The 12,897-nt window shown below is 65.4% G+C and carries 13 protein-coding genes and 1 tRNA gene; 9 read left to right on the top strand and 5 right to left on the bottom strand.

Annotation, left to right across the window (positions count from 1 at the left end):
- Window positions 1-57 precede the first annotated feature (57 nt).
- From pgm to CH274_RS06230, 4 genes are all read left to right on the top strand, one after another.
- Entirely contained in the window at window positions 58-1,698 is a 1,641-nt protein-coding gene (gene pgm / locus CH274_RS06215; protein ID WP_032397709.1) for a phosphoglucomutase (alpha-D-glucose-1,6-bisphosphate-dependent), read from the top strand.
- On the top strand, window positions 1,695-2,948 hold the full coding sequence (locus CH274_RS06220; RefSeq protein WP_373453909.1) for an MFS transporter: 1,254 nt from the start codon (window positions 1,695-1,697) through the stop codon (window positions 2,946-2,948). The genes pgm and CH274_RS06220 overlap by 4 nt, the downstream gene beginning before the upstream one ends.
- 67 nt (window positions 2,949-3,015) lie before the next feature.
- Complete coding sequence (locus tag CH274_RS06225) at window positions 3,016-3,705, top strand: DsbA family protein (RefSeq protein WP_094629878.1); 690 nt, start codon at window positions 3,016-3,018, stop codon at window positions 3,703-3,705.
- A 127-nt stretch (window positions 3,706-3,832) separates the two neighbouring features.
- Window positions 3,833-3,905 (top strand) — tRNA-Ala (locus CH274_RS06230).
- Window positions 3,906-4,040: 135 nt separating this feature from the next.
- Here CH274_RS06230 and CH274_RS06235 read toward each other — a convergent pair.
- The gene (locus CH274_RS06235) at window positions 4,041-4,385 is read right to left on the bottom strand and encodes a histone-like nucleoid-structuring protein Lsr2 (protein WP_032398327.1); all 345 of its coding nucleotides are present in this window, start codon (window positions 4,383-4,385) and stop codon (window positions 4,041-4,043) included.
- Between the two features lie 536 nt (window positions 4,386-4,921).
- Between CH274_RS06235 and CH274_RS06240 the strand changes: the two genes are divergently transcribed.
- Entirely contained in the window at window positions 4,922-6,025 is a 1,104-nt protein-coding gene (locus CH274_RS06240; protein WP_094657235.1) for an N-acetylmuramoyl-L-alanine amidase, read from the top strand.
- Between the two features lie 11 nt (window positions 6,026-6,036).
- Window positions 6,037-7,077 (top strand): CobW family GTP-binding protein, encoded by a 1,041-nt coding sequence (locus CH274_RS06245; RefSeq protein ID WP_094656977.1) that lies wholly within the window; start codon window positions 6,037-6,039, stop codon window positions 7,075-7,077.
- Between the two features lie 4 nt (window positions 7,078-7,081).
- Here CH274_RS06245 and CH274_RS06250 read toward each other — a convergent pair whose 3' ends face one another.
- The 3 genes from CH274_RS06250 to CH274_RS06260 are packed head-to-tail and all read right to left on the bottom strand — an operon-like array spanning window position 7,082 to window position 9,676.
- Complete coding sequence (locus tag CH274_RS06250) at window positions 7,082-7,495, bottom strand: molybdenum cofactor biosynthesis protein MoaE (protein WP_094648126.1); 414 nt, start codon at window positions 7,493-7,495, stop codon at window positions 7,082-7,084.
- Window positions 7,488-8,489 (bottom strand): bifunctional molybdenum cofactor biosynthesis protein MoaC/MoaB, encoded by a 1,002-nt coding sequence (gene moaCB, locus CH274_RS06255; protein WP_094657236.1) that lies wholly within the window; start codon window positions 8,487-8,489, stop codon window positions 7,488-7,490. Before moaCB ends, CH274_RS06250 begins: the two co-directional genes overlap by 8 nt.
- Window positions 8,486-9,676: a molybdopterin molybdotransferase MoeA gene (locus tag CH274_RS06260; RefSeq protein WP_094656978.1), complete on the bottom strand. Its 1,191-nt coding sequence runs from the start codon at window positions 9,674-9,676 to the stop codon at window positions 8,486-8,488. The genes moaCB and CH274_RS06260 overlap by 4 nt, the downstream gene beginning before the upstream one ends.
- A gap of 177 nt (window positions 9,677-9,853) precedes the next feature.
- Between CH274_RS06260 and moaA the strand changes: the two genes are divergently transcribed.
- Entirely contained in the window at window positions 9,854-10,912 is a 1,059-nt protein-coding gene (gene moaA / locus CH274_RS06265; RefSeq protein ID WP_094657237.1) for a GTP 3',8-cyclase MoaA, read from the top strand.
- Window positions 10,905-11,159 (top strand): MoaD/ThiS family protein, encoded by a 255-nt coding sequence (locus CH274_RS06270; RefSeq protein WP_094656979.1) that lies wholly within the window; start codon window positions 10,905-10,907, stop codon window positions 11,157-11,159. Before moaA ends, CH274_RS06270 begins: the two co-directional genes overlap by 8 nt.
- Window positions 11,160-11,206: 47 nt before the next feature.
- On the opposite strand, the gene nadE is transcribed toward CH274_RS06270, so the two are convergent.
- The gene (gene nadE, locus CH274_RS06275; protein ID WP_032397717.1) at window positions 11,207-12,052 is read right to left on the bottom strand and encodes an ammonia-dependent NAD(+) synthetase; all 846 of its coding nucleotides are present in this window, start codon (window positions 12,050-12,052) and stop codon (window positions 11,207-11,209) included.
- A gap of 61 nt (window positions 12,053-12,113) precedes the next feature.
- On the opposite strand from nadE, the gene CH274_RS06280 reads away from it, so the two are divergent.
- Window positions 12,114-12,896, top strand: a complete 783-nt coding sequence (locus CH274_RS06280; protein ID WP_032397718.1) for a fructosamine kinase family protein — start codon at window positions 12,114-12,116, stop codon at window positions 12,894-12,896.
- Window position 12,897 lies beyond the last annotated feature (1 nt).

Below are 12,897 nucleotides of genomic sequence, written 5' to 3' on the forward strand. Positions count from 1 at the left end.
GGCGGCGCTAGGGTTGGTCGAGAAGTTCGGTTTCGTCGATCAACGAGGAGGCGCATCGTGGCGCACGAGAGAGCTGGAACCACTGCACTGCCGGAGGATCTGGTGGATCTTTCGCAGCTCGTGACCGCGTACTACTCGCGGGTTCCCGATGTGTCGGAACCGAGTCAGCAGGTGGTGTTCGGCACCTCCGGACATCGAGGGTCCAGTCTGGACTCGGCGTTCAACGAGGCGCACATCGTGGCGACGACGCAGGCGATCGTGGAGTACCGGTCCGCACAGGGCATCACCGGCCCGCTGTTCATCGGTCGGGACACTCACGCTCTGTCCGAACCCGCCTGGACGACGGCGTTGGAAGTGTTGGCTGCCAACGGTGTCGACGTACTGGTCGATTCGGGCGATCGGTACACGCCCACCCCCGCCGTCAGCCACGCAATTCTTCGCCACAACGAGTCCGGACCGTCGGCGAAGGCCGACGGCATCGTGGTGACTCCCTCGCACAATCCGCCGCGGGACGGCGGATTCAAGTACAACCCTCCGCACGGTGGTCCGGCCGACAGCGATGCCACATCGGTCATTGCCGCTCGCGCCAACGAGCTTCTGCGCGATGGCATTTCGGGCATCAAGCGGGTGACCCTTGCCCAGGCGTTCGCGGGGAGCGTCTCTCGCTACGACTTCCTCGGCACCTACGTGGACGACCTACCGAACGTGCTCGATCTCGACGCGATCCGCGCGGCCGGAGTGCGTATAGGAGCAGATCCGTTGGGTGGAGCGAGTGTCGATTACTGGGATGCCATCGCCGAGCGGCACAATCTCGACCTGACCGTGGTGAACCCGTTGGTGGACGGCACATTCCGCTTCATGACTCTCGATACCGACGGCAAGATCAGGATGGACTGCTCGTCGCCGAACGCGATGGCCTCGCTCATCGCTGCCCGCGATCGGTTCGACATCTCGACGGGCAACGATGCCGACTCCGATCGACACGGCATCGTCACTCCCGACGGTGGCCTGCTCAACCCCAATCACTTTCTCGCCGTCGCCATCGACTACCTGTTCACCCACCGACCCGATTGGTCGCCCACGGCGGCAGTGGGCAAGACGTTGGTGAGCTCGTCGATGATCGACCGGGTCGTCTCGGGTCTCGGCCGTCGTCTGCTCGAGGTGCCGGTCGGTTTCAAATGGTTCGTCCCCGGTCTGCTCGCAGGCGAGCTCGGATTCGGCGGTGAGGAGAGCGCCGGAGCGTCGTTCCTCCGACACAACGGCCGCGTCTGGACCACCGACAAGGACGGAATCGTGCTGGCTTTGCTGGCATCCGAGATCACCGCTGTCACCGGATCCACGCCGTCGCAGCGCTACGCCGAGTTCACCGCGAAGTTCGGCGATCCGACGTATGCCCGCGTCGATGCACCTGCCACCCGCGAGCAGAAGGCCGTTCTCGCCGAGCTGTCGCCCGATCAGATCACCGCCACCGAGCTGGCGGGCGAACCGATCACGGCAACGCTGACCGAGGCTCCCGGCAACGGAGCGGCCCTCGGTGGCCTGAAAGTGACGACGGAGAGCGCCTGGTTCGCTGCGCGCCCGTCCGGAACCGAGGACGTGTACAAGATCTACGCGGAGTCGTTCCAGGGCGAGGACCATCTGGCCCGGGTTCAAGCCGCCGCACGTGAGCTGGTGTCCTCCGCACTCGAGAGCTCGTGACCGACTCACCTCCATCCGACCACGACAGTTCGGCTCCCGAGCCCGCATTCAGACCCGGAGGCAAGCTCCCACCGGAGATCTGGGTACTGGTATCGGCGGCGTTCGTCATCGCGCTCGGATTCGGTATCGTCGCGCCCGCTCTGCCGCAGTTCGCCCGGGAATTCGGCGTCGGATACACGGCGGCGTCGGCGGTCATCAGTGCGTTCGCTCTCATGCGGTTGCTGTTCGCGCCCGCCAGTGGTGCTCTGGTGCAGCGGCTCGGCGAGCGGCCCGTGTACCTGATCGGACTGCTCATCGTTGCGGTGTCCACCGGCGCTTGCGCGCTGGCTCAGACGTACTGGCAGCTGTTGGTGTTTCGAGGACTCGGAGGCGTCGGCTCGACGATGTTCTCGGTGTCGGCACTGGGATTGCTGATCAGGATCAGCCCTGCGACCAGTCGGGGCCGCATCTCCGGCCTCTATGCGACCGCTTTCCTGCTGGGAACCATCGGCGGTCCGCTCGTCGGCGGCGCTCTCGTCGGATTCGGGCTGCGGGTGCCGTTCGTGATCTATGCCGTAGCGCTCGTGATCGCGGCGGCCGTCGTGTACTTCACCCTGGGCAACTCCGACCTCGTCAAGCCGGAGAAGGGCTCGGCACCACCCACGATGTCGTTGCTCGCCGCGCTGCGGATCCCGTCGTATCGGGCTGCGTTGGCGTCGAATTTCGCCAACGGGTGGGCAGTGTTCGGTGTTCGAGTGGCCTTGGTGCCGTTGTTCGTCGTCGAGGCGATGCAGCGATCCGAGGTGTTCGTCGGTATCGCGCTGACCGTGTTCGCAGTGGGAAATGCCCTGGTGCTCACCAGTGCAGGCCGCCTGTCCGACGTGCGCGGACGCAAGCCGTTCATGGTGGGTGGGCTGGCGGTGTGCGGGCTGGGAACCGTCGTGATGGGGTACGTCCACGATCCCGTGCTGTTTCTCGTGGTGTCGCTGATCGCCGGAATCGGATCGGGTCTGATGAGTCCTGCCCAGCAGGCCTCGGTTGCGGACGTGATCGGCTCGAAGGCGCGCGGTGGGCCCGTGCTGGCCGCGTTCCAGATGGCATCCGATGTCGGCGCGGTCATCGGTCCGATCGTCGCCGGAATGATCGTCGAACAAGTCTCCTTCGGTCCGGCATTCGCCGTGACGGGGGCGCTGCTTCTCCTGGCAGGACTCTGGTGGTCGCGAGTTCCGGACACGCTCGGGCACGAGCGCACCCGACCGACGCAACCGTAGTATTCGCTGTGTGAGCCAGAAGAAGACATCCAGTACGAAACACACACCCGAGGCAACCTCGAACACGATGACCTACGTATTGGGCGGCATCGCATTCGTCGTAGTGGTGGTCGTCATCGGGGTGGCGATCATGTGGCAGAGCGGAAGCGACGCTCCACGCAACGACGGCTACGGAACGGTCAAGAATCCGGCGGTCGAATTGTCGTTGCCGGGTGACGGGGTGGTTCAGCTGTCGCGTCCCGAAGCGCAGCGAGTCATCGATGTCTTCGAGGATCCGATGTGCCCGTTCTGCGGCGACCTCGAAGTGAAACACGGCCAGGAGTTGGCTCAGAAAATCGACGACGGCGTCGTCTCGGTGAATTACCACCTGGTCAATTTCCTGGATCCACAATCGGCGTCCGGTGACTATTCGACGCGTGCCGTTGCGGCGTCGCACTGCGTGGCAGCGACGGAGAACGCGCGGGTCTACTCCGCATTTCATGCCGGGCTGTTCGACCCGGAATTTCGCCCCGAAGAAGGCAGCGACTCCGACCGGACCGATGCCGAACTCGCAGAACTCGCTCGATCCGCAGGAGCGAGCGATCTGGCGACGGACTGCATCTCCGCCGGTGCGCAGCGCGAGACGGCAGTGGCGGATGCGAACACAGGACGGGATGCGCTGGCGGCGTCGGGTGCCCGCGGAACACCAGGAGTCCTCGTCGACGGTCAGGTTGTCGATGCGCTCGGTGACTCGGAATGGCTGGCGTCGATCAACTGATCTCGGGGCGTTCGTGCGGCCGGTCGTCGAGGATTCGGTACCGGCTGCACCAGGTGATTTGTTGCTGCTGCGACCGATGGTGTAACTTCGTTCGAGCAACCGCATGAGCGGGAGCACGCAGTAACTCGGGGCTATGGCGCAGCTGGTAGCGCACCACACTGGCAGTGTGGGGGTCAGGGGTTCGAGTCCCCTTAGCTCCACCGAGAGACAAGCTCGACCGCGTAGGTCAACGAAAAAGCGTCGCCCTAGGGCGACGCTTTTCGTGTTTCGGTGACACCGACCGCCGAGTCGGCATCCGGGCGTCGTGCCGGGATGCCGACTCGGCTGTCGTCAGCTCAGTGCGCGGCGTCGAATGCTTGCTCGACCTCGGCGGGGATTCTGCCGCGGGCCGAGATGTTGTGGCCGTTCGCCTTGGCCCATTCTCTGATGGCCTTGGTCTGATTGGCGTCGCGCTTGGCACCGGTTGCGGGGGCGCTCGACTTCTTCGTTCGCTTTCCACCGACCTTGGTGGAGTGCTCGATGTAATAGTCGAGTTTGCGGTGAAATTCCTTCGCGTTCTTGTCGCTCAGGTCGATTTCGTAGCTGACTCCGTTGACCGAATAGGTTATGTGTTCGCCACCGGATTCGATCGGTTTTTCGTCGATGTCATCGACAAGTTGCACATAGACTTTTCTGGCCATGCTGAAGCTCTCCAATGATGCAGGGGATGATGCGGGGATGTCCAGATCGAACTGATGCGACTATACGGCTGAACATTGTGTTCATCCATGCGGGTCGTGGGATTGTTACGCGTTTCGCAGAATTCCCACAGATATCGGCTCGCCTCTTCTCCGAAACCGACGAGGTGATTGTCCGTGGCATTCTCTCCGCGATCGGTGTTCGTCGTTATCCGAGAGAAAGACGAACCGTCCGGTTCGAATTGGTAGTGCCATCCATTGGGTCGGTTCGAGTGCGATCGAGCGACGACGTGCCGGTACCACTCGGGATCGGTGGCCTCGGCTACGAATCGGTCACGAAACGCAATCGTTTTACTAACGAAAGATCACTCGATACTCGTCGATCGCGATATCTGCTTCACTTGATGCGCAAGTGTCTGTTGTGACGTGTGGAGTCCCGTGATGCGGTGACCCGTTCGGATCAGCGGTGTCCGAGGGGCCGAAAGGGGAGTTGCGCAGCGAGTACCACCGTTGCGCCAGACCATATGAAATCTGCACCGATGACCAGGTCGGCACTGACGGCGCTGATGTGCGCCGGAATTCTCGGTGCCGGGGTACTCGCGTCCGTACCGGCCAGTGCGACGCCGGCAGACACGGCACCTGCCGCGAGTACGGAACTGTCCGGAAAGACGGTGTTCCTCGACCCGGGCCACCAGGGCACCGCACATTCGGAGAATCTGCAGCGGCAGGTGAACGACGGGCGCGGCGGCACCAAGGATTGTCAGACCACCGGCATGACCACCCTGGACGGAGTGCCCGAGCACACCATCAACTGGAAAGTCAGCGAACTCGTTCGATCGAGCCTGGAGAGTCTGGGTGCGACGGTGAAGACGAGTCGAGCAGACGACACCGGATGGGGCGGATGCGTCGACGACAGGGCGCGGGCGGCCGGCGAGTCCGGGGCCGACGTGGCCGTGAGTATCCACGCGGACTCCACGAGTACGACGACCGATGCCGACAAGCACGGCTTCCATCTGATCGTGCCCACGCTGCCGATTCCGAACGCGGCTGCCGACGCTGCCCAGTCCGAGGGCGGCCGCTCGGCATCGACGCTGATGCGGGACTCCTATGTGCGGGCCGGATTCGAGCCTGCCAACTATGCGGGAGTCGAGAACGGGATACAGGAGCGATCCGATGTCGCCGGGCCTGCACTGACTACGGTGCCCCTCGTGTTCGTCGAGATGGGCAACGGATCGAACCCCGACGACGCAGCTCTTCTCGAGAGCTCGGACGGTCAGCTGAAGCATGCGATCGCCATCTCGACGGGAATCATCGACTACCTTCTCGGGGCCGAAACCCCGTCCCCGTCAGCAACTGCCGCCACCACGCCGGCGTCTGCCGCCACCACGCCGGCGGCTACCGCCGCCACGACGCCCGCGACCCCTGACCGGACTGCGACGACCGGCACCGCCGCAACGGCACCCGGCGGCGTTGGCCCCACGGCCGAGAGACGCAGCGCGTTGTCCCGGTTGCTCGAGAGCGTGTCCCCGTACGTCGACTCGTTCGGCGTCGACGGCCTGGAAGGACTGGCGACCCCGGGCAACGTGAGCAGTGTGTCCACGTTCGCGCAAGGCCTGCTGAAGCAGATTCTCGCCGACCGGTAGTCTCGGACGCCGTGGCGCGTCGACGAATTCCGGTGGTGATAGTGGCCGGCTTTCTCGGCGCGGGTAAGACCACCCTCCTGAACCACCTGCTGCGCAACGATTCCGGCATCCGAATAGGTGTTGTGGTCAACGACTTCGGGGCGATCAACATCGATTCGATGCTCGTGGCCGGCCAGGTCGATTCGATGGTCTCCCTCGGCGACGGCTGTATCTGTTGCGCCGTCGACATCAGCGATATGGACGCGATGTTCGATGTCCTCGCACACCGCCGGTCCGCCATCGACGTGATCGTGGTCGAGGCCAGCGGTCTGGCCGAACCCCGCAACCTCATCAGGATGGTCCGCGGTAGCGAGAACGAATTCATCGTCTACGGCGGGCTCGTCGGGGTCGTCGACGCGGTCGAGTTCCCGCAGACCCGTGCGCGGCATCCCGAGATCGACCAGCACCTGCAACTGGCCGATCTGGTGGTGCTGAACAAGTCCGATGCGGTGACCGAGTCCGAACGCTCCGCGGTGCGCTCGACGGTGCAGGCCGTCGTCGCAGATGTGCCCGTCGTACCCGTTGCCTTCGGTCGCGTCGACCCGCTGCTGCTGTTCGATCGGCGCGAGGATCGGTCGGTGGATTCGGCAATGGCGGTGCAGCTGTCGTTCGACGAACTACTTCGGGAGAACCACGATCACGACCACGATCGTCACCTGCACGCGCAGTACTCGCACACCGAGTTCGTCAGTACGGATCCCGTCGAACCCCGGCGACTGATCGAGTTCCTGGAGAATCCTTCCGGAAATCTCTACCGCATCAAGGGATTCGTACACTTCGGCATCGCCGGCCACACCCAGAAGTTCGTCGTGCACACGGTGGGTCGACACATTCGATTCGAGGTCGCGTCGTGGTCGAGGGGTGAGCCCGTGCAGACCTCACTGGTGCTGATCGGTAGCGATCTCGATGCCTCGGCCGTCGAGCAGCGGTTGCGCGCGTGTGTGCGAGGACCGGACGACCCCGACGACGCCTCTGCGATGCTTCCGGTCCATCGCTACCTCGAGACCGGTTAGCTCGCTAGAGCCCGACCCACTCGGTGCGTCCGCCCTCGAATCCCTGACGCTTCCAGATAGGGACCTCGGCCTTGATGCGCTCGACGAGTCGCGCGCAGGCTTCGAATGCCTCGGCGCGATGAGCCGAGCCGACGGCGGCGACGAGTGCGAGGTCGCCGACCCGGAGATCGCCGACGCGGTGCACTGCGGCGACCGCCAATCCGGTCTCTGCCGATACCTCCGAGCAGCATCGGTTCAGGAAGCGTTCCGCGTCGGGGTGGGCTCGATATTCGAGGGTTTCCACGGCATGTCCGCCGTCGTGGTCACGAACGATTCCGCTGAACAGCACGACCGCTCCGTGTCGCGAATCCTGCACCGCTGCTTCGACTTCGGCGGTACTCAACGGTTCACTGGAAATTCGTGCGACGAGTTCACTCATCGTGGGGGCCTCCTCCGGCGATCTGTGCCAGTACATGGTCGAGGAGCGGGTCGAGGACGGAGAGTCCATCCTTCACACCGCCCGGTGAGCCCGGCAGGTTGACGACGAGCGTGCGTCCGATCAGACCCGAGACACCGCGGCTGAGCACCGCATGAGGCGTCGCGGATGTTCCGCGGGTGCGGATCGCATCGGCGATCCCCGGCATGTCGATGTCCAGGAGTGCCGCCGTCGCCTCCGGGGTCGCGTCGGTGGGGGACACCCCGGTTCCGCCCGTGCTGACGATCAACGACGGTTCGCCGCGCAGGGCGTCGTGCAGTCCGGCCGCGATGTCGGCATCGGCGTAGACCAGTGGGCCTCGCACGGCGAAGCCTCGATCGGTCAACCAGGCGGCGATGGCGGGGCCGGTGGTGTCCGGTCGAGTTCCTCGCGCGCCGCCGGTGGAGGCCACCAGAACCACTGCGGACCGTGCGGACTCGAACACGGGATCACCCGCAGCCTCGTCGGCGCCCTCCGCACCGTCCCGTTGCCAATGCCCGTGTTTGCCGCCGTCTTTCGTGAGCAACCGGACGCCGTTCATGGTGGCACCGGGATCGACGGCCTTGACCATGTCGTGCAGGGTCAGGCCCGCGACGGCGACCGCGGTCAGTGCTTCCATCTCCACCCCGGTGCGTCCGGTGGTGCGGGCGGTGGCCTCGACCGTGATGGACGACTCGGTGAACCCGAACGAGATCTTCACCGAGGAGAGGGCGAGCTGATGACACAGCGGAATCAGGTCCGATGTCCGCTTCGCTGCCGAGATGCCGGCGATGCGGGCGGTGGCGAGGACGTCGGCTTTGGGCATGTCGTCCGCACGTACGAGGGCGATGACCTCGGCAGTGGTGACGAACTCACCGGCGGCGACGGCCGTGCGCGAGGTTTCCTTCTTGTGCGCCACATCGACCATGCGGGCGCGGCCCTGATCGTCGAGATGAGACAGCTGGGCATCGGTGGTCACAGCGGCCACACCTCCACGTCGGATCCTGCAGCGAGTTCGGTTGTCTCGGAATCGATGTCGATCAACACATCGGCCCATGCCAGTGCGGCGACCAGGTGCGAGCCGGGGCCGGCGACGAGCTCCACCCGACCGTCCTCGCGCATTCGGCCACGGAGCAACTGTCGTCTACCGGGCGGTGACACGATCGATTCGTGCAGGGCCGCAGTGGTCGAGAGCACCGGAGGCAGGCCGGCCGCTCGCCGAACGATGTTGCGCGCGAACATGATGTACGAGACGACGGTACTGACGGGATTGCCGGGAAAACTGAGCACGGGAACACCGTCGAACAGCGTCATGCCCTGCGGTCCGCCCGGCTGCATGCGAACCGATCCGAAATTGCCGCCGAGCGGTTGGAGCACGTCCTTGACCACTTCGAAGTCGCCCATCGACACTCCGCCGGACGTGATGATCAGCTCCGCCGATTCCGCTGCCGCGTCGAGGATCTCGCGGAAGCGGCTCGGCTCGTCCGAGCTGCGCGCGACGGAGACCACCTCGGCACCGCTGGCGCGTAGGTGTGCGGCGAGGGTGATCCCGTTCGAGTCGTAGATCTGACCGGGCGTCAGCGTCGAGCCGGCGTCGACCAGCTCGGCACCGGTGGTCACGACGGCCACACGAGGACGTGAGCGGACCTCGAGCTCACCGAAGCCGACGGCAGCGAGAACGGAGATGTGGCGGGGTTCGAGCACTCGACCCGACTCGACGAGGACTGTTCCGACCCGCACGTCGCTTCCCTGCTCGCGTACGAATTCACCTGCTGCGCGGCTCTTGTGGATCGTCACCGAACCTTCCGCCGCCACGGAGGTGTCTTCGACGGGGACGATGGCGTCCGCTCCGTCCGGAATGGGGGCACCGGTCATGATCTTGGCGGCACTGCCCGAGGCGAGCACTGCCGATTCCGTCGGGCCTGCGGCGATGATCGTCGAGACCGGAAGCGTCACCGGGGTGGTGGACACGGATCGCGAATCCACGGCGTAGCCGTCCATCTGCGAGTTGCGGAACAGGGGCAGATCGACCGGGGACCGTACGTCCTCGAACGAGACGCGTCCCAGCGCGTTGTCGAGAGCAATTCGCTGAGCTGTTCTCGTGGTCAGCGCCGCGAGCAGAGTGTCGACCGCGGCGGCGTGTTCCTCGACCGATACAGCGGTCACCGTGCGGATCCAGTGATCGCGTGCGTGTGCTCAACCGTCATGGGTGCCAATCCTAAGCACGCCGGTCCGTCGACTCGGTGTGGGCTGCGGCATAATGGGTAGACACATCTACGACAGACGTGATTTTCGACGGAGACGAGGTACGAGGTGACGGTGGACAGTGTCACCTCGCTGGGCATTCCCGGGTTCGGTACCACCACGGGTTCGGCTGCAGGCAGTGCGAACTCCGTGTCCGACCGGCCGGACGTGCCGCATCTGATCGATCGTTTCGGCCGAGTGGCCCGCGACCTGCGCGTCTCGATCACCGAGAAGTGCTCGTTGCGCTGCACCTACTGCATGCCAGAGGAAGGCCTTCCGGCGATCCCGGCTGCGGCGCTGCTGACACCCGCCGAGATTGCCCGAGTGGTCTCGGTGTCGGTACGCCTGCTCGGTATTCGGGACGTGCGCTTCACCGGAGGCGAGCCGTTGATGCGCCGCGATCTCGACGAGATTCTGCGGCTGTGCGCCGACGTCGCGGACGGTGTGCCGCTGTCGATGACCACCAACGCCGTCGGTCTCGAACATCGGGCACAGTCGTTGGCGGACGCCGGGTTGACCCGAGTGAACGTCTCGTTGGATTCGGTCGACCGCGAGGATTTCGCGCGCTTGACCCGACGAGATCGGCTGCCGTCGGTGCTCGCCGGAATCAGGGCAGCGCAGCGTGCCGGGATCGGGCCGGTCAAGGTCAACGCCGTTCTGATGCGCGACACCCTGTCGGGTGCCGTCGATCTGCTGCGCTGGTGCCTCGACGAAGGCGTTGCTCTGCGCTTCATCGAGCAGATGCCGCTCGACGCCGACCACGAGTGGGCCCGCGCGAACATGATCGATGCCCAGACCCTGCTCGACGAACTGTCCACCGAGTTCGACCTGCGTGAGGTGGGGCGCGTCGATCCCTCCGCCCCGGCCGAGGAATGGAGTGTCGACGGTACCGACGCCACCGTCGGCATCATCGCGTCGGTGACCCGCTCGTTCTGCGGTGATTGCGACCGCACCAGAGTGACTGCAGAGGGAACGATTCGGTCCTGTCTGTTCAGCGACGACGAAACCGATCTGAGGGCAGCTCTGCGCGGCGGTGCCACCGACGACGAACTGGCAGTCGTGTGGCGTGGGGCGATGTGGAACAAGTGGGCGGGTCACGGCATCGACGCCGACGGCTTCGTACCTCCCACCCGCAGCATGGGAGCCATCGGTGGGTGAGACCCAGGTGGAGGTGCGGTACTTCGCTGCAGCGGTCGACGCGTCGCACTGCGAGTCCGAGTACCTGACCGTGCCGATCGGAGCCACTCTCGCAGATCTGCGGGAGCTGATCCTGTCCCGGCACGGCGCGCCGATGGAGCCGATACTCAGGGTGTCGGCTTTCCTGGTCGGAGACGATCTCACCCGCGATCTCGGGCGCGTGATCGGCGGCAGGGTCGACGTACTGCCGCCCTTCGCAGGCGGCTGAGCGCACGCGGTTCGCCGCGCCGCCACCGACAGGTGGCGGCGCAGGATTCAGCTGCTCCTCTTCCACCAATCGTCGAACGGCGTCACGGGCACCGTGCGCTTGTGCCGAGTTGCGAGGAACATCGTCTCCAGCTTGTCGGCGATCTCCTCGGTGACGTCCTTGCCCTCGAGGTAGTCGTCGATCTGTTCGTACGTCACGCCCAGCGCTTCCTCGTCGGGTAGCGCGGGTCGATCGTCTTCGAGATCGGCGGTGGGAATCTTGCGCCAGGTGCTCTCCGGGGCTCCCAGTTCGCGCAGCAGCGCTGCACCCTGACGTTTGCTCAACCCGGTGAGCGGAGTCAGATCGACCCCGCCGTCACCGAATTTGGTGAAGAACCCGGTGATCGCCTCGGCGGCGTGGTCGGTGCCGACGACGACGTAACCGAGTTCGCCGGCAAGGGCGTACTGCGCGACCATGCGCTGGCGCGCCTTGATGTTGCCGCGGACGAAATCTCGAATTTCGGTACCACCGAGTGCCTCCGCCGTCGCGGCCGCTGCGGCGTCGGCAGCGGCTTTGATGTTCACCGTCACCGTGCGGTCGGGATCGATGAATTTCAGCGCGATCGATGCGTCGTCCTCGTCGGCCTGCACGCCGTAGGGGAGTCGAACGGCGACGAACTCGGCCTCGTGTCCGTCGGCTCGGAGCTCCGTCGCTGCCTGTTGGGCGAGCTTGCCGGTGAGCGTGCTGTCCTGACCGCCACTGATGCCGAGTACGAAGCCCGAGGCCGGGGTCGACGTCAGGTAGTCCTTCAGGAAATCCACGCGCCTGCGGACCTCCGTGATCGGGTCGATGGTCGACTGCACGGCCAGCTCGCGCATGATCCCCGAGCGCAATTCCGAGTTGATGTGTCCCATCACGTCATCCTAATGACGGGTGCCGGTGTGGTGCTTCGCGCCGTGCGTAGTGTCGACGGACGTGAGTGGATCCTCCGACACCTTCGTCAAGCGAAACCCGCACGCGCATCCCGATTTCTTCGCGGCCGAGGCCGCCGGGCTTCGGTGGCTCGGCGACGCGGCGGCCCCTGTCGTCGGGGTCCTCGGGCACGGCCGGACGTACATCGAACTCGAGCGGCTGATTGCGGCCCGCCCCACGCCGGGCGCAGCCGAACGATTCGGCCGCGCTCTGGCCGCGATGCATTCCGCCGGAGCCGCCGGGTTCGGTGCGCCACCGGTGGATGCCGACGGCGTCGCCTTCTCGGGTCAGCTGTTCATCGGTGCTCGGCCCATGACCAGCACAGTGCACACCTCATGGGGAGCGTTCTACGCCGCAGAACGAGTGTTGCCGTTTCTTTCGATCGCGCAGGACGCGGGCACTGTGACGCCCGGGGAGGCGGCGATCGTCGAGTCGGCGTGCCGACGTATCGCGGACGGCGACTTCGACGATGCAGAGCCGCCGAGCCGTATTCACGGTGATCTCTGGAACGGCAACGTGTTCTGGACCGACGCGGGAGTGGTGCTCATCGACCCGGCGGCGCACGGTGGGCACCGCGAGACCGATCTGGCGATGTTGGCGCTGTTCGGTTGCGCCCACCTCGACGCCGTCGTCGGCGGCTACGAGACGGTACGGCCGCTGCGATCCGGGTGGCGCGAGCGCACGGCTGTGCATCAGCTGCATCCACTCGCAGTTCATGCTGCCGGTCACGGCCGTTCCTACGGCACGGCGCTGCACGCGGCGGCTGCGGCCGTCGTCGGGCTGTGAG

The sequence above is a fragment of the Rhodococcus sp. 06-418-5 genome (genome assembly GCF_002258285.1).
Taxonomy (GTDB): domain Bacteria; phylum Actinomycetota; class Actinomycetes; order Mycobacteriales; family Mycobacteriaceae; genus Rhodococcoides.